Origin of the sequence: Bradyrhizobium erythrophlei (assembly GCF_900129505.1) — a bacterium.
GTDB lineage: Bacteria > Pseudomonadota > Alphaproteobacteria > Rhizobiales > Xanthobacteraceae > Bradyrhizobium > Bradyrhizobium erythrophlei_D.
On sequence record NZ_LT670818.1, the window covers coordinates 7,899,378 to 7,914,889 of the forward strand.

Consider the following 15,512-nt stretch of genomic DNA (forward strand, 5'->3'; position numbering starts at 1 on the left):
CCGCGTTGTCAGCGCCAGTCCGCACCGCAACAGACGGCGGCCATCAGAGCGCGCCGATATCGCCGAGGCATTGCTGCGTGATCGCCATGCGGTCGGCGGTATGGCGCGGCTCGAGGCAATCCATGTTGAGCGCGAACACCGTCCGGGCGTCGCCCTTCTCGGCCCAGCCCACCATCCAGCCCAGCGACGGCTTGCCGATTTCGGCGCCGAGCAGGCCGCTCTTGGCGCGGATGACGGTGTCGCCGACCTTGGTGACCGGCAAGATATCGCGCACCAGATCCTGGCTGCGCTTCGACACCGGCAAAACGCCGCGCCGCAGCCGGTCGACGAAATCGACCTGCTGCACCGGGTCGATGCGCAAATTGCCGGTCAGCCAGAACTGGTCGATGCCGCCGCCGATGTCGCGGTTGCCGTATTCGAAGAGATCGAGATATTTCTGCATCCGCTCCGCGCCGATGCGCCGCGCGATCTCCTGATAGACCGGCACCGCGGACACGGCGATCGCGCTGCGCAGGGTATGGTCCTTGTTCCAGGCCTCGATGGGTCTTGCGACGCCGTCCCACTTGAAGACGTCCTTGTCGGGATCGGCGACCACGCCGGTCTCCAGCGCGATGATGGAATTGGGGATCTTGAAGGTTGAGGCCGGCAGCTTCGCCTCGCCCGAGCGGTTCTTGTCGCTGGCGATCACGAGATAGTCGTCGACCTTGTAGCCGACGAAGGTGCCGACCGTGCCGACATCGAGAAAATGCCTGGCGAGGCTTTCGCGAATTTCGCTGCGCTGGGGTGCGACGTCGGCAAAGCCTCTCGACGGCAACAGGGTCGCGGCGGCAAGAAGACCGAGCGCGTAGCGGCGATGGATCATGGACAGCATCCGATGTGGGGAACGACGACGGCGGCGACGATGCTGACGACATCGTGGTGAAACGATGACAAACGCGAAAACGCGCCAGAGTGGGATGACTTTTCTTCGAATCGTCATCCCACTCTGGCTTTGTATTTGAGCATGATCTCCGAGCAAACGCTTCGCGTTTGTCGAGGGAAAACCGGTTCCCACTTTTCCGGATCATGCTCTAGCGAATTCGCCCCGACAGCCGCAGCACGAAGATCAAAACCTCCGCCACCGCCTTGTAGAGCTCGGCCGGAATTTCGTCGCCGATTTCGACGTTGGAGAGCGCGCCAGCCAGGAGCTCGTTCTCCTCGATCGGGATGTCGTGGGCCTTGGCGACCTCGATGATCTTGGCGCCGATCGTGCCCTTGCCCTTGGCGACGACCCGCGGCGCGCCGGTCCTGTTGTAATGCAGCGCGACGGCGAGCTGGTTCCGTGTCTCCACGCTCATAGCGCGCGATCCAGGAAATGCCCGGCACGGGCCGGCACCGGTTGCGGCGGCACGCCGTCGCGGATCACGATATCGCCGGGCTTAAGTTCGGCCTTGCAGAGTGCCTGGCTGAGCTGCGCGGCGCCGGCGCGCAATTGCGCGGCGGTCGCGGGCCGTTCCGCCCACATCCGCACCGACGTCCGGTCGCCGACCAGCGACACCAGCGCGTGAACCGGGCCGGCAGGCTCGACATCGAGCGAAAACCGCGCCCGCCACACCTGCTTGGCCGCCGCGACCTCGTTGCCGCCGCCGTCGCGCGAAATCTCGAACTGCGCCATCGCCGTCCCCTGCGGCGTCACGAACGGGATTTCGAAATTCCAGCGTTGCGCCACTGGATCGACCCGTCCCGTCGCCGGGTCGGCCTGTCCGGGCAGCGAAGCGACCTGCAGCAGGGTCTGGCGCGCGATCGCGGCGTCGGTATCGGCGAGCAACCGGTGCATGGCCGATTCCGCCGGCGAATTCGACACCAGCGTGGCCGGCAACACCGGCTGGGCTGTCGGCAGCGCACCGCTGATCGGCGGCGGCGGCACGTTGGTGTGCGCCATCTCGGCTTCATCGACGACGGGCCGAGCACCGCCGCTCACCGCCGGCACCAGCGCCAGCATCTGGTTGTTTTCGAGCAAGAGCCCCGACGGATTGATTGGGATCAGCGGCGTGGCCTGGACGGCTTCCTGCAGCAAATTGAGGGCGGCGCTACTGGCGGCTGCAAGCGCGACCGCGCCGGCCGGCGTCGATGGCGGCAGGATGATCTGGCTGGCGACGCCGGTGTTGAAGACAACCTCCGCATTCGGCATCGCCGCGCCTTGAAGCGTAACGGATGTGACGGTCCCGGTCGAAAGCAGCGGGGCAAGCGCCGGCGATGCCGCCAGCGGCGTTTCCTGCACCGGGGTCGTGGTGACCGGCTGCGCGGCGACCGTCGCGGAGGCCAGCGTGCCCTGCTCGATCACCAGCGCCGCCGCCGTGCCCTGCGGCACCACCGCCGCTGCGGCCGGCGTGGTCGCTTGTTGCGCGACTACGGCCGTCCCCTGCGGTACCACCATTACAGCGGATGCGCTGCCTTGCAGCACCAGCGTTGCCGCTGGAATCGTACCCGGCGCGACCACCGCCGCAGGCGCTTGCGCGCCGTTGAGCGAGGTCGCCAGCACCTGGCGCAGCACGATCAGCGCCGCCTTCAGATCGGGCGTGGCGGCCGCCGACGACGGCGTTCCCGCCGCCAGCGAGGCCTCCAGGAACAGGCCGGAACTCTGGAACGCCTGCTTGATGTCGTTACCGGTGAGATTTTGATCGAGGCTGGTTCGCTGCGCCAGCACCTGCGCCACCGCCTGCTGGAGCTGCGGCGGAAGCCCGGCCAGCCCGGAGGCGACGGCCAGATTGGCAAACAGCGGCGCAAGGCTGGTTTGCTGGGTGGCCGCGGTCTGGGTGGCTAGCGCGACCGCGAGCGTCTCCTGGGCGGTCAACTGGATCTGCGGCGCCGCCACGGCAGGCGTCGTCTGCGGGGCGATGCTCGCCACCGCGCCCGGCGCCAGGGTGACGGTATCCGGCGTTACGGCCGCGTTGGCGGCCTGCGCCGGGGCTTGAGCGGCCGCAGCGGCATCCTGCGGATTGACCACCGCGAGCCTGACCGTGCCGTCATTGGCCTGAGAAACCGCAAGCTGCAGGGTCTGGCCGGCCTGCAGCGGCACCTGCGAGAGCACGTCGATCGACTGTCCGGCGATCGCAATTCGCACGATGTTGTTGGTCAGAACCTGCTGAACCCGGGCGCTGATGACGCTGCCGGATTGCAGCACGACGGGCGTCGCGGCTTGCGCGGCGGCGGGCTGAATCAGCGGCGTGATAACGATCGACATCGGACTGGCTTCACCGGGTCATGCCCGGCCGACGCTATCGATCTGTCGTAAACCTCGCGTTAACCGAGCACCGGATTCAGGGCCCCAACAATACGGGCGGCGGCCCTGAAATCGACCAGGCGCGCCGCGCGGCGTGCCGCGACCTCGTCGTCCACGCCCCATTTCTCGCTGTTCCAGTCCTCATCGACATGGGCGGCGGCCCAGACCTGATCCGGATCCACCCCCCCGTGCTGAAGCGCCAAAGCGAGCAGCGCCGAGCCGGTCAGGGTCGTGATCACGTAAAGGGCGGCGATCGACCAGGGATCTTTGGGCAGCGCCGCGCGTGCGGCCGCGACCGCGGTTTCGGGCTGGCGGACATGCACGATGCCCTCGGCGAGAATGAAATGCGCGCTCAGCGTATCGGCCGCCCAGAACACCACGGGATCCCACAGTGCTGCCTCGCGCGCGACCAGCGCCTCGGGATGGCCGGCACGATAGAACAGCAGATCGGACTGGAAATATTTCGCCAAATCGTCGGTGACCGCCTCGACCCTGTCGACGACTGCATCGACCACACTGTTGGCGAACCGGGTCAGCGGCATGGTCAGGGGTTCGATGAACTCCTGCTGCGCCTCCCATTCGGCGACGATGGCGTCGGCGATCTCCTTATTGGGTACTACCACCTGGCGGCCGGAAGGCGTGCGGATCGGCTTGTCGTCGAGGGTGATGGCAAATCCGTCCTTGCCTTCGGCAGCCCTTGCCCGGGCGTAAAAGCGCTTGCGCCGCGGCGTGCGCGTCGCCCGCCGCACCAACTCCTCCGGATCGAGCGGCGATTTTCCCGCCACTTCGTCGAACAATTCACGCATGCGTTTTCGGCTTCTGGCTGTCAGCGGTCATTATGTGCGAGAGTATGACAATAACAGGCGCAGATAAAGCTGTAGCGGCGATGACAAGGTTCCTTGCAGCCCTCCTGATTCTGCTGGCCGGTCTCGGCCTCTCGACCGCTTGGGCCGGATTCCGCTCGCCGGAATCGGTGGTCCGCAACGTCTACGCCTATTACGGCGAGGGATCGTCCGAGTTCTCCCGGGGACTGCCGCACGATTCCGCCACCGCGCGCCAGTTCTTCGATCCGAGCCTGCGCGAAGCCTGGATTGCCCTGAAGAACGAGCCCTACGATTTCCTGGTCCAGAGTTCGAGCTGGAAGTTAGGTGCGGTCGCGATATCGATCCTGCGCCGGCAGTACGACAAGACCTATGTCGCCGCCGCCTTCACCAATCACAGCCGCGCGGTGATGATGAATTTCATTCTCGTCAACGGTCCCGACGGCTGGGTGATTTCCGACGTCGAGAGCCCGCATGACTCGTTACGGATGTTTCTCGCCCAATACAGGAACTGACCTTGCGAACAACCGTCGCGCTCCCAACTGAAAAGCAATCCAACTGCGGAGTTCGACAAACATGAGTGACAGGGATGAGCCGGCAACCGCCAGAGTGTTGCTGTTGAACGACGACGAAACCACTATGGAATTCGTCGTCCACGTGCTCGAGAATGTCTTCGGAAAGACGCGCGAAGAGGCCCTCAAGCTGGTACTCGATATCCATCGGACTGGAAGCGGCGAATGTGGGGTCTACGCACTCGAACAGGCCACTATCCTCGCCGCGCGAGTAGCCGAGCTGGCGCGTCGGAATCTCTATCCGCTGCGGTGCATCGTCGGATCCGGCCCAACAGACTGATGACCGATACCGCGACCCCGCACCTATCGATTGGCGCAGTTGCGTGAATAATTGGAGCGCTCGCTCGGACCGAGCCCGCTGGCGGCGGCATCGTCGAGGCACTTGCTGATCCGCTCGCCGAAAGACGGGCCCGGTGTCGGCGCATAATTCGGCTGCGGCAGCGCGTCCAGCTGCGGCACGACCGGCACCTCAATCTTCGGCGGCGGTGGCGGTGCCGGCAGCGGCGGGTTGAACTGCGACCCGCCGGGCGGAATGACCTGCGCGGAGGCCGCGCTTGCGAAAACGAGCGCCAGAAGCACCGCGCAGACGACCGATGCGTGTTTCATGCAGGGTATGTCGTGATACCCCCGCCGGACCGCAACTAAATTATTCTTCAGGCGCGTTCTCGATCGGGTCGAACCGGTCGGCCTCGAGGCCGAGCAGGTTCCACGATTGCAGCATGTGCGGCGGCAGCGGCGCGGTAACGTCGATGACGCCGCCGCGCGGATGCGGGATCATGATCCGGCGCGCCAGAAGATGCAGCCGTTTCTGCAGGCCGCCCGGCAGTTCCCAGTTCTCCTTGTTGAAATATTTGGGATCGCCGACGATGGCGTGACCGATATGCGCCATGTGCGCGCGCAGCTGATGGGTGCGCCCGGTGACCGGCTTCAGCGATACCCAGGCGAGCTTCTGCGCGGACGTCTCCACCACGGCATAATAGGTCACGGCGTGGCTCGCGCCTTCGTCGCCATGGGCGGCGATGCGCATGATGGTGTCATCCTCGCTCTCTTCCTTGGCGAGATAGGTCGAAATGCGGCCCTGCTTCGGCTTCGGCACGCCCGCCACCATCGCCCAGTAGATCTTGCGCGCCGAACGATGGCGGAACGATCCGGTCAGCGCGGTCGCGGCAAAGCGGGTCTTCGCAACCAGCAGGCAACCCGCGGTCTCCTTGTCGAGCCGGTGCACCAGCCGCGGTTTCTGTCCCTTGGCATCGCGCATCACTTCCAGCATATCGTCGACATTTCGCGTGATGCCGGAGCCGCCCTGCACGGCGAGCCCCGCGGGCTTGTTCAGCACCATGACGTCGGCGTCTTCGAACAGGATCATGTCCTTGAGCGCGGCAAGCGTCTTGTTGGCGGCTTCCGAGAGCTCACCGGCGACCTTGGGCGCATCGAGCTTGAGCGGTGGAATCCGGACGTTCTGTCCCTCCTCCAGCCGGTCCTTGCTGTCGGCGCGCTTGCCGTTCACGCGCAGCTCGCCTTTACGGACGATGCGCTGGATGTGGGAGAACGACAGGCCGGGAAAGCGCGCCTCGAGAAAGCGGTCGACCCGCATGTTGTTCTCGTCCGCCGTCACCACCACGGTCTGCACTTTGGTCGGCAGCGGCGGCGGCTCGGCGACGATCTTTTCGGGTTCGGCGATGAAAGGCGGCGGCTTCGCCGCGCGCGGGGCGGAAAAGCGCGCGGGCTTGGCGCCCGGCCGGTGCAACCGCTCGGCCTGCGAGCCGCGGTACGGAGGCGCCCCCTTCGGGCGATCGCCCCGGGCTTTCAGGGGTCTCTTGACGCGACGGCTCATGATGCTTTTCCAGACTTGCGTAGCGTCGACCGGCCTATACGACGTGGCAGTGCCGCAATTTTCGCTCCAACTTCATTTTCCGCGAGACGCAACTCATAGAGTTGCTGCAAATTCATCCAGAACTGTGGCGCGGTGCCAAACCAGTGCCCAAGACGCAGCGCCGTGTCGGCCGTGATGCCGCGCTGGCCGTGAATGATGCCTGTGATACGATTCACCGGCACATCGATTTGGCGCGAGAGTTCGGCAGCCGTGATGCCAATCTCGCGCAATTCTTCGGCAAGATGCTCGCCGGGATGGATGGGAGTGCGGGGCATAATGGTCTTCCTTCAATGATAATCGACGATCTCGACGTCCACGGGGCCGGGTGATCCTTCAGGCCACCTAAAGCAGATCCGCCATTGATCGTTGATGCGAATCGAAGACTGTCCGGCACGGTCGCCCTTGAGCGCTTCCAGCCGGTTACCCGGCAGTGCCGCCAAATCAGCGAGGCTCGTCGCGACCTCGAGCCGGTCAAGACGCATCTCGGCCTGCCGCGCGAAACCCGAGAACTCTCTGACATGTCGTCCGGAGGCAAACCGCTCGGTGGCCTTGTCCCGATAACTGACAATCATGGCATCAAAGATAGCACGATTTACGATTTACGTAAATAGTAAATACGACCCCGTTGGCATGACCTAAGCCGCGCTAGCCCCGCTCCCTCCGCAGCTTGGCCCAGTAATCCAGCCGCTTGCGGATTTCGCGCTCGAAGCCGCGGTCGGGCGGATCGTAGAAGGTCTGGTGGCCCAGCGCGTCCGGGAAGTATTCCTGTCCGGAAAAGGCCTCCGGCGTGTCGTGATCGTATTGATAGCCGCCGCCATAGCCCTCCGACTTCATCAGTTTGGTCGGCGAGTTCAGGATGTGCTTGGGCGGCAGCAGCGAGCCGCCCTCCTTGGCGACGCGCATGGCGGCGCCGAACGCGGTGTAGGCGGCATTCGATTTCGGTGCGGTGGCGAGATAGATGACGGCCTGCGCGATCGCGAGTTCGCCCTCGGGAGAGCCGAGGAAGTCGTAGGCCTCCTTGGCGGCGTTGCAGATCACCAGCGCCTGCGGGTCGGCCAGACCGATGTCCTCGACCGCCATGCGGACCACGCGCCGCGCCAGGAACAGCGGGTCCTCGCCGGCGTCCAGCATGCGCGCGAGATAATACAGCGCCGCGTCCGGATCGGAGCCGCGCACCGATTTATGCAGCGCCGAGATCAGGTTGTAATGGCCGTCGGCCGACTTGTCGTAGATCGGCGCGCGGCGCTGCAGGATCTCCTGCAACTTCGCGGCGTCGAAAATCTCGCCTTCCCGCGCGGAGCGCCAGACCTCTTCGGCCAGCGTCAGCGCGGCGCGGCCGTCGCCGTCGGCCATGCGCACCAGCACGGCGCGGGCTTCCTCGTCGAGCGGCAGCTTTCTGCCCTCGATGTTCTCGGCATGGACGAACAGCTTTTCGATCGCCGCCGGGTCGAGCGAATGAAACACCAGCACGCGTGCCCGCGACAACAAGGCGGCGTTGAGCTCGAACGAAGGATTTTCGGTGGTGGCACCGACCAGCACCACGGTGCCGTCCTCCATCACGGGCAGAAACGAATCCTGCTGCGCGCGATTGAACCTGTGCACCTCGTCGACGAACAACAGCGTGCCCTCGCCGGTCTCGCGCCTGGCGCGCGCCGCGTCGAACGCCTTTTTCAGATCGGCGACGCCGGAAAAAACCGCCGAGAGCTGCTCGAAATGCAGTTCGGTGGCATCCGCCAGGAGCCGCGCCACCGTGGTCTTTCCGGTGCCCGGCGGTCCCCAGAAGATCAGCGAACCGAGCGTGCGCGTCGCCAACATGCGCGTCAGCGCGCCGTCGGGGCCGAGGATGTGATCCTGGCCGACGACTTCCGACAGATTGCGCGGGCGCAACCGGTCGGGAAGCGGATGCGGCGCATCCTGCTCCATCCCCGCGGCGGCGAACAGGTTGGCGGCCTCGCGTGGTCGCTTCGGGCTCATCCGCCGAGCGTAACGTTGATCTGCTGGCCGCCGCGCACCAGCGTGATGCGCCAGATCCGCACAGACTCGCGCGTCGCCTTTTCGAGATCGCTGGTCCTGGCGATTTTCTGGCTGTTGACGGTCATGATGATGTCGCCTTTCTGGAAGCCGACATTGGCGGCGGTGCCGCCATCGGCCAGATCAGTCACCACGACGCCTTCAGTGTCCGAATCCAGATGCAGTTCGTCGGCCACGGCCGGCGAGATATTGGCGACCTTCGCGCCCTGCAGCGGCGAGCGCCCGGTCAGAACCAGCTCGTCGCGGCCGGTATCGGGCGCGGTCTGCAGCGGGATCGTCAGTTTCACCGTCTTGCCCGAGCGCAGCACATCGACCTGCGCGGTGCCACCGAGCGGACGCGTCGCGAAGCGGTAATCGAACGCGTTGGGATCCTCCACTGCCTGGCCGTCGACCGCGACGATCAGATCGGAGGGTTTCAGCCCTGCCCGCGCCGCCGGGCTGCTCGATACCACACTGGCGACCAGCGCGCCGTTCGGAAGCTTGAGCCCGAGGCTGTCGGCGATCTCCGGCGTCACGGCCTGCAGCTTGGCGCCGAGCCACGGCCGCTTGACCGCCTTGCCGCCGCTCTTGGCGGAAGCGACGACGACGCGCACCATGTTGGCGGGGATCGCAAAGCCGATGCCCTGCGATCCCCCCGAGCGCGAGAAGATCGCGGTATTGATGCCGGCGAGCCGGCCGGCCATGTCGACCAGCGCGCCGCCGGAATTGCCCGGATTGATCGCGGCATCGGTCTGAATGAAGAACTGGTAGTCGGTGATACCGACCTGGGTGCGAGCCAGGGCCGAGATGATGCCGTGGGTCACGGTCTGCCCGACGCCGAAGGGATTGCCGATCGCCAGCACGACGTCGCCGACCTGCAATTCATCGGAGTTGGCGAAATCGAGCGTCGGGAATTTCTCATGGGCGCCCTTGAGCCGCAATACCGCCAGATCGCTGCGGGGATCCTTGAGCACGATCTCGGCCTCGAATTCCCGCTTGTCGGCGAGTGACACCTTGACCTCATCGGCCCCCTCGATGACGTGCACATTGGTCACGACCAGACCCGACGGGTCCACCATCACGCCCGATCCCAGCGAACGCTGCATCTGCTCCGGCTGCTGGCCGGGCACGCCGAAGAAGCGGCGGAAGATCGGGTCGTCGAGCAGCGGGTTGTGATCCCGCACCACCTTGGCGGCATAGACATTGACCACCGCCGGTTGCACCCGCTGCACGATCGGCGCGTAGGAGAGCATGACCTCCGCCGGCGAGGCCGGCACACGCCGGTCCTGGGCGACGGCAATCGGAAGACTACCCCAAAGGGTCACAGCCGATAGTGCGGCAAGCATGGCGGCGCGGATCGATCGATACATTCCTACCTCTCGAAGAAGACGTTGAAATATAAGCGTGTTCGCCCGGCAATCAAAGGGCGCCCTGCCCGTTATCCCGGCATCGCGGCGGCGGCCGGAAGGGCGCCGCCAGCGGCGGCCGCGCGCTCTGTACGGGGGCTGCCGGATTTGATATGACGATCGTCATGCAATAAAACCTGTTGCATCCGGACAACAAGCGGAACCGTTCACTTCAGTAACCCTGGCGTTAGACAGCCAGATATAGTTCCAGGGATTCGCAGGTGAATGGGGCGGTTAATTCAGCGAAAGGGGTAATCACATGACCAAGTCAAAACTCTTGGCTTCAGTGGCGTTCAGCGTGGCGGGCGCATTGATGGCATCGCAGGCGCACGCACAATCCGCCGGCGGCAATGACACGGAAATCGCGTTGCTGAAACAGCAGCTTCGATTGATGGAGCAAAAGCTCGAAAAGCTCGAGAAACAAACCGCCGCCAATACCTCGGCCGCGGCGAAAGCCAACGCCAAGGCCGACGCCAAGGCCGATCCCAAGGTCACCGTGGCGAGCGCCAACGCGGCCTATCCCGTCAAGGGTACGATTGCGCCGTCCGACGTGGTCGTGACCATGCCGAACAACCGGCCGACCATCTGCACCGCCGACAATCAGAACTGCATCGCGATCACAAGCCGCGTTCACTTCGACGTCGGCGGCTACGACTATCACCCCAACTCGGCCTCAACCGTACCGCAGCGCCTCGACAGCGGAGAAAATGTTCGCCGCGCGCGTATCGGCGTGATCGGCAAGTTCCTCGAGGACTGGAATTACGCCCTGATCTACGACTTCGGCGGCGCTTCGGACGGCTTCGGCGGCACCGCCGGGGTTAATGGAGCGGCCGTCGGATTCCTCCCGGGCGGCGCGGTGTCGGGCATCGAAAACGCCTATCTGAGCTACACCGGTATCAAGCCGTTCGGTGGCAAACTCGCGGTCGAAGGCGGCATCATGGACCTGCCCTACACGCTGGACGAGGCCTCCAGCTCGAACGACATCCCGTTCATGGAGCGTGCCGCTTCAGGGATCACCGCCACCAACATCGCGGCCGGCGACTTCCGTTCCACCATCGGCACGCGCTGGTACACCGACACGTTCTGGGCCGGCGCCTATGTAACGGGGCCCGCGACGGGCGCCATTCACTCCGCCTCGAGCGTCAACCCCAACGGCACCACCGAACAATACGGCACGTTCGCCCGTGTCGCGGGCCAGGTCGTCAGCGGCAAGGATTACTCGCTGCATATCGGCGGCGATGCCGAATGGCTGATCCAGCCGCCGCATAACCTGATCGCGAACACGCAAACGCTCACTTTGAGCGACCGTCCGGAGGTGCGCATCGACCCGACCACGCTGGTGTCGACCGGCGCGATCGCAGACGTATCCGGTGCTCAGGTCTACAGCGCCGAAGTGGCGGGGACGTACGGGCCCCTGTTCTTCCAGGGCGAGTATTTCTGGTACAATATCGACCGTACCGCTTTTGCCCCGCTATCCAGCCTGAGATTCCAGGGCGGCTACGCGGAAGCAGCCTGGGTCCTGACCGGCGAAACCCGCCTCTACAACCCAGCAAGCGCCTCCTACGGCGGTATCGTGCCGGCCAATCCGTTCTCATTGAGCGGCGGCGGCTGGGGCGCATGGGAGATCGCCGGCCGGTACAGCACGATCGACCTCAACGACCAGGTCGGCACGGCGGTCGGCGTCGCCGGGGGCCGGCAGACCATCTATACGCTGGCGCTGAACTGGTACGCCAATCGCAATGTGCGCCTGATGCTCGATTTCCTTCACGGCGACATTGCCAAGCAGCTGAGCCCCACCAACTTCACCGACACCGGCTCGAAGTTCAACGCGCTCGCGATGCGCACCCAGGTGGCGTTCTAGATCCAGGGCAGCCACTCCAGATCCAGGGCAGCCACGGCTGCCCGGGTGCCCCTGGGTCTTCCCCGCATGGCGTCTGCCAAGACCGCTGGTCGAGCGGTCTTTCGGATGATCGCGGGGTTTGGCAGCGATTTTGCCTTATGGAGGGAACAAGTCCTTGTCTCCAATGAGGCACCGGGACGCAGAAATCCTGTGGAGCCTTTGGGCAGCCGGTTATGGGCCTGATTCGGCTTTCGTCATCACATCAGGCCGCGGGCGTTGCCGCTCGTGCCCTCTGGTGCGTTGGTGAATGCCGAACAATCCGTCCCTGAAGCCTTCTCAGAAACGGAAGCGAAGCCCAACCGTCGGATCGATCGAGCTCCGATTGAGGAAGCCGTTCACCAGGCCGCCATTGAACTGCGAGAACATGATTCCGGCGTAGGCATCGAATTTCTTCGCAAACTGCCAATCGGCGACGAAGGAAACGGCGTCGAACGTCCCGTGGCAGTTTGCGAACGCCGAGGGGTTGGTGCAGTTGACGAATGCACCAAAGGTGGGCTGCGTATAATGGTAGTAAGCGCCCATCAGATCCAAATTGTCAGTGACGGCGTATTTTGCGCCGGTCCAGAATACGTGGAATAACTTGTCGCCGGCGTCGAAAGCCGTGTTGCTGATGTTCGTGCCGTTGATCGCAGTGCAGGCGGCGCAGACGAAGTCTCCCGCGATATCACTAAAACCAGTACCGGGGGCAAACCGATTGCTGGGGGGCGCATATCGAATGAATTCGTACCCGGCAAACAGCTTGAGTGGCCCGTTACTGTATTTGCCAACCAGCATCACGGCTGTATTGTCGGAGAGCGTCGCAGTGAGTACCTGCGGCAGGACCGCCGGCAGCGTGTTGCCGCCAAGCGCCAGCGACACGCCGTTCTGGACGAAGCTGCCAATCGCGTCGAGCGAAAGCGTGCCGCCGGCCAAATTGGTAACGTCCCCGCCGAGTTGGAGCTGGTAGGAACCAGTCGCGGCGTTGTTCAGCTCGTAGCCGCCGAATTGCCAGAGCGCCGCAACCCTGAACTGGCCAATCTCGACACGATACTTCACCGACGTGCTAAACCGGGTGTCCTGGGTGTTGCCCCCGCCGGCGGTAATTCCCTGCCAGCCGATCGGCGAGAAGGCGTACGAAGCGCCCATCGGGTCGTAGGCAAAAACGGCGTCCAAAGTCAGCGTGTTTTGCCGGAAAACGGTCAAGGTGCCATAGGGTGAGCTGACGCCCAAATAGCCCACGGAATTGTAAAATTGCCCGGCCCGGCTGGAGTCGGCGTACGAATCCTGGCTGGTGAGCGGCACGCCGATGTTCTGAAAATCAGAGTGCGGTCCGTTGGAGAGGTGCAGGGAATAAGGATCGAACCCGGCCTGCAGATCGAAGATAAAATCCCATCCCTCGGCGAGCGGCTCTTTCCCCTTGATCCCGATGTTTGAATTGCTCAAACCGTTGGGCGCGAGATCCCACCGCGGGCCCCTGCTGTACTTCTGGATAAGATAATCCACCCCGACGGCGGATGTGCCATTGAAGGGCGCTCCATGGCTCCGCCATGTCACCCCCCCGTCGATCGTGCCGTAGACGGTGATGCCATTCCAGCTCAGCGGGCAGGCAGTGAGGACAAAGTCCTCAAGGCTGCCACACGTCGCTGGCTGCGACAGAGCCTTCGTGGTCGCGGCGGGCGGGGCCTTCGTTGCCATGGTGTCGTCAGCCAAAGCAGCCGTTGCGTACGCCGCGCCAGCGAGTCCGAAAATCATCGATGCGAAAACACCAACCATTTTCATACCGCCCCCTCCCGAATCGACCGGTTCCGAAGCTGCGCCGCGCTTACATATACACCGACAATTGTACTCGGTAAATCGCCGAGTGCTGCGCAGACTGATCAACACAGGGTGGCCGTGTCTTCGCGTTCGAAGCGGTAGCCAAGGAGCGAGGTTGGAACTCACGTCTGAAAGCGAGTCACTTTGCCGACTTAGCGGGTTGCGCCGTCATTCCGATCGCGCGCCGGTCACTTCCGGTCGACGCCGATAAAGCAGACATTATCAGAGCCTGTCGTCACTTCACTCCACAACCAGAAGTGCACAACGGCGATCGGTTCATCTCGGCGCGTTCAAACCCCGCCAACCGAGGCGACCAAAAGAAAAGCCTGAAGCTTGGAGTTCTCGATTCCTCCGGCCGACTGTCGAGCATGGAAAGTGTCGAGCATAAAAAAGAGCGGCTTGAGCCGCTCCTTTTTGGTTTTATACGCAAGGACGCCACTGCCCATCGTCGCCCATATACTTTCCGGACGCCCGGTCGTAGTACGCCCAACGCTGGGCGCAATGGGTAGCAGCGGCCTCGCTCGGTACGAACGAGCCGGTGCTTGCTTGAGCACCGCCGAACCCGCCGACGTCCATCGGATCGCCACCACGGACGCCGTGAAGTTCCACGGCGAAGGCCGGGGTGGCAACTGCTAACGCGAGTAACAGGGCCGCAGCCCTTACAATTCCAAGTTTCAACATTGCGCTTCTCCATAGAGTCTAAATCAGGAACATCGCCGTGAGGCTTAAGTCTGATGTAGGTCAGCAATCGGCTGCGCTGTACGCCCCGTGCTGGGAATGATTGGTGCGGGGCGCGCAACGCGCCGCGATTGTCAGACGCTCTCTGAGCCGGCTTATTCGGTAACGTCGTGCGAGGTCTTTTGCCGGTCCTCTGTCCAATCAGGATCCCAGTAGGGCGGCTTGCCAAAGCGTTTCTGGGCAAAATCCAGAAAGGCCCGCACCTTCGGTGGCACCATGCGATGTGGAGGAAAGACCCCGAAGATGCCACCCGGCTTAGTGGCGATCATGGAGGACCACTCGGGAAGCACGTGCCGCAGGCGACCCGCCTTGATATACTCGCCGACCAGCCATGTCGGGAGCAGCGCGACCCCCACGCCGGCAACCGCCGCATCCCGCAGGGGCTCGGCGTCGTCGGCGCGCAACGTCCCGGTGACGGGTACTTGCTCGAAAGCATCGCCTGCCTCGGTCTGGTGACGAAAAAACCAGCGGTCGGTCGGCTGCAACGTATAGACAAGACAATTATGCTGCAGCAGGTCGAGCGGCTCGGCGATCGGCGGCGTGCGGTCTAGATAGGCAGGGCTCGCGCAGGCAATGCGCCGGTGCGGCGCGAGCTTGCGGGCGAGCATGCTGGAATCGATGAGCGAGCCGATACGGATCGCGAGGTCCGCGCCGACGGCCAGCAGATCGACTCGCACATCGCTTAATGAGACATCGAGACGAATATCGGGATAAGCGGCCAGGAAGTCCGGCACGAACGGCATGATGTGCAGGCGGGCGAAGCCGCCCGGGACATGCAGACGGATCAACCCCTGTGGCCGCCCCTCTATTGCCGAGGCCGCATCCCGCGCTTCCTCCAGGCCCCGCAGAACGCCGCGCGCGTGCTCGTAGAATGTGGCGCCCGGCTCGGTGAGATGCGCGCGGCGGGTGGTGCGATGAAACAGGCTGACACCAAGATCCTCTTCAAGGCTGGCGATCGCGCGCGAGACGGTAGATGTCTTGGTATTCGTGGCAATTGCAGCCTTCGAAAAGCTGCCGACCTCTACCGCTCGCACGAACATGCGCAGCGCGCCGAGATAGTCCATTTTGGCGCCTCCGTATCGCCCTTGCGACGAAACGTCGAGCACTCGCCCGATCAGCCCCTTCGTGCGACCTTC

The 15,512-nt window shown here is 64.1% G+C and carries 15 protein-coding genes; 3 read left to right on the plus strand and 12 right to left on the minus strand.

All coding sequences use genetic code 11. The features are described from left to right. Positions 1–43: 43 nt before the first annotated feature. From B5525_RS37160 to B5525_RS37175, 4 genes are all read right to left on the minus strand, one after another. On the minus strand, positions 44–862 hold the full coding sequence (locus B5525_RS37160) for a penicillin-binding transpeptidase domain-containing protein (RefSeq protein ID WP_079574307.1): 819 nt from the start codon (positions 860–862) through the stop codon (positions 44–46). Between the two features lie 208 nt (positions 863–1,070). Further along, positions 1,071–1,337: an EscU/YscU/HrcU family type III secretion system export apparatus switch protein gene (locus B5525_RS37165; protein ID WP_079570962.1), complete on the minus strand. Its 267-nt coding sequence runs from the start codon at positions 1,335–1,337 to the stop codon at positions 1,071–1,073. Beyond that, on the minus strand, positions 1,334–3,223 hold the full coding sequence (locus B5525_RS37170; protein ID WP_079570964.1) for a flagellar hook-length control protein FliK: 1,890 nt from the start codon (positions 3,221–3,223) through the stop codon (positions 1,334–1,336). Before B5525_RS37170 ends, B5525_RS37165 begins: the two co-directional genes overlap by 4 nt. A 59-nt stretch (positions 3,224–3,282) precedes the next feature. Continuing rightward, complete coding sequence (locus B5525_RS37175) at positions 3,283–4,068, minus strand: ATP12 family chaperone protein (RefSeq protein WP_079570965.1); 786 nt, start codon at positions 4,066–4,068, stop codon at positions 3,283–3,285. Between the two features lie 80 nt (positions 4,069–4,148). Between B5525_RS37175 and B5525_RS37180 the strand changes: the two genes are divergently transcribed. Together B5525_RS37180 and B5525_RS37185 are read left to right on the plus strand one after the other, a co-directional pair. Beyond that, on the plus strand, positions 4,149–4,598 hold the full coding sequence (locus B5525_RS37180; RefSeq protein ID WP_079570967.1) for a hypothetical protein: 450 nt from the start codon (positions 4,149–4,151) through the stop codon (positions 4,596–4,598). A gap of 61 nt (positions 4,599–4,659) precedes the next feature. Then, positions 4,660–4,935, plus strand: coding sequence for an ATP-dependent Clp protease adaptor ClpS (locus B5525_RS37185; RefSeq protein ID WP_079570968.1), 276 nt, complete (start codon positions 4,660–4,662; stop codon positions 4,933–4,935). Positions 4,936–4,958: 23 nt separating this feature from the next. Here the strand turns inward: B5525_RS37185 and B5525_RS37190 are convergent, their stop codons facing one another. From B5525_RS37190 to B5525_RS37215, 6 genes are all read right to left on the minus strand, one after another. Beyond that, on the minus strand, positions 4,959–5,261 hold the full coding sequence (locus B5525_RS37190) for a hypothetical protein (protein ID WP_079570969.1): 303 nt from the start codon (positions 5,259–5,261) through the stop codon (positions 4,959–4,961). 40 nt (positions 5,262–5,301) lie between these two features. After that, positions 5,302–6,489, minus strand: a complete 1,188-nt coding sequence (locus tag B5525_RS37195) for an RluA family pseudouridine synthase (protein WP_079570971.1) — start codon at positions 6,487–6,489, stop codon at positions 5,302–5,304. After that, complete coding sequence (locus tag B5525_RS37200) at positions 6,486–6,803, minus strand: HigA family addiction module antitoxin (protein WP_079570972.1); 318 nt, start codon at positions 6,801–6,803, stop codon at positions 6,486–6,488. Before B5525_RS37200 ends, B5525_RS37195 begins: the two co-directional genes overlap by 4 nt. A gap of 12 nt (positions 6,804–6,815) precedes the next feature. Then, positions 6,816–7,100, minus strand: a complete 285-nt coding sequence (locus B5525_RS37205) for a type II toxin-antitoxin system RelE/ParE family toxin (RefSeq protein ID WP_079570974.1) — start codon at positions 7,098–7,100, stop codon at positions 6,816–6,818. Between the two features lie 73 nt (positions 7,101–7,173). After that, a complete protein-coding gene (locus B5525_RS37210) occupies positions 7,174–8,502 on the minus strand; it encodes a replication-associated recombination protein A (RefSeq protein ID WP_079570976.1) in 1,329 nt (442 codons plus the stop codon). Continuing rightward, positions 8,499–9,884 (minus strand): DegQ family serine endoprotease, encoded by a 1,386-nt coding sequence (locus B5525_RS37215; RefSeq protein ID WP_425305341.1) that lies wholly within the window; start codon positions 9,882–9,884, stop codon positions 8,499–8,501. The genes B5525_RS37210 and B5525_RS37215 overlap by 4 nt, the downstream gene beginning before the upstream one ends. Positions 9,885–10,203: 319 nt before the next feature. Here B5525_RS37215 and B5525_RS37220 point away from each other — a divergent pair, with 319 nt between their 5' ends. Beyond that, the gene (locus B5525_RS37220; protein WP_079570979.1) at positions 10,204–11,805 is read left to right on the plus strand and encodes an OprO/OprP family phosphate-selective porin; all 1,602 of its coding nucleotides are present in this window, start codon (positions 10,204–10,206) and stop codon (positions 11,803–11,805) included. Positions 11,806–12,120: 315 nt separating this feature from the next. Here the strand turns inward: B5525_RS37220 and B5525_RS37225 are convergent, their stop codons facing one another. Together B5525_RS37225 and B5525_RS37235 are read right to left on the minus strand one after the other, a co-directional pair. After that, the gene (locus tag B5525_RS37225; RefSeq protein ID WP_079570980.1) at positions 12,121–13,602 is read right to left on the minus strand and encodes a porin; all 1,482 of its coding nucleotides are present in this window, start codon (positions 13,600–13,602) and stop codon (positions 12,121–12,123) included. Between the two features lie 869 nt (positions 13,603–14,471). Further along, positions 14,472–15,440: a LysR family transcriptional regulator gene (locus B5525_RS37235; protein ID WP_079570983.1), complete on the minus strand. Its 969-nt coding sequence runs from the start codon at positions 15,438–15,440 to the stop codon at positions 14,472–14,474. Between the last annotated feature and the right edge of the window lie 72 nt (positions 15,441–15,512).

Bases quoted from the DNA above. Each gene is read 5' to 3' on its own strand.
- B5525_RS37160 (WP_079574307.1), bottom strand. From the start codon at position 862: ATGATCCATCGCCGCTACGCGCTCGGTCTTCTTGCCGCCGCGACCCTG.
- B5525_RS37165 (WP_079570962.1), bottom strand. From the start codon at position 1,337: ATGAGCGTGGAGACACGGAACCAGCTCGCCGTCGCGCTGCATTACAAC.
- B5525_RS37170 (WP_079570964.1), bottom strand. From the start codon at position 3,223: ATGTCGATCGTTATCACGCCGCTGATTCAGCCCGCCGCCGCGCAAGCC.
- B5525_RS37175 (WP_079570965.1), bottom strand. From the start codon at position 4,068: ATGCGTGAATTGTTCGACGAAGTGGCGGGAAAATCGCCGCTCGATCCG.
- B5525_RS37180 (WP_079570967.1), top strand. From the start codon at position 4,149: ATGACAAGGTTCCTTGCAGCCCTCCTGATTCTGCTGGCCGGTCTCGGC.
- B5525_RS37185 (WP_079570968.1), top strand. From the start codon at position 4,660: ATGAGTGACAGGGATGAGCCGGCAACCGCCAGAGTGTTGCTGTTGAAC.
- B5525_RS37190 (WP_079570969.1), bottom strand. From the start codon at position 5,261: ATGAAACACGCATCGGTCGTCTGCGCGGTGCTTCTGGCGCTCGTTTTC.
- B5525_RS37195 (WP_079570971.1), bottom strand. From the start codon at position 6,489: ATGAGCCGTCGCGTCAAGAGACCCCTGAAAGCCCGGGGCGATCGCCCG.
- B5525_RS37200 (WP_079570972.1), bottom strand. From the start codon at position 6,803: ATGCCCCGCACTCCCATCCATCCCGGCGAGCATCTTGCCGAAGAATTG.
- B5525_RS37205 (WP_079570974.1), bottom strand. From the start codon at position 7,100: ATGATTGTCAGTTATCGGGACAAGGCCACCGAGCGGTTTGCCTCCGGA.
- B5525_RS37210 (WP_079570976.1), bottom strand. From the start codon at position 8,502: ATGAGCCCGAAGCGACCACGCGAGGCCGCCAACCTGTTCGCCGCCGCG.
- B5525_RS37215 (WP_425305341.1), bottom strand. From the start codon at position 9,884: ATGCTTGCCGCACTATCGGCTGTGACCCTTTGGGGTAGTCTTCCGATT.
- B5525_RS37220 (WP_079570979.1), top strand. From the start codon at position 10,204: ATGACCAAGTCAAAACTCTTGGCTTCAGTGGCGTTCAGCGTGGCGGGC.
- B5525_RS37225 (WP_079570980.1), bottom strand. From the start codon at position 13,602: ATGAAAATGGTTGGTGTTTTCGCATCGATGATTTTCGGACTCGCTGGC.
- B5525_RS37235 (WP_079570983.1), bottom strand. From the start codon at position 15,440: ATGGACTATCTCGGCGCGCTGCGCATGTTCGTGCGAGCGGTAGAGGTC.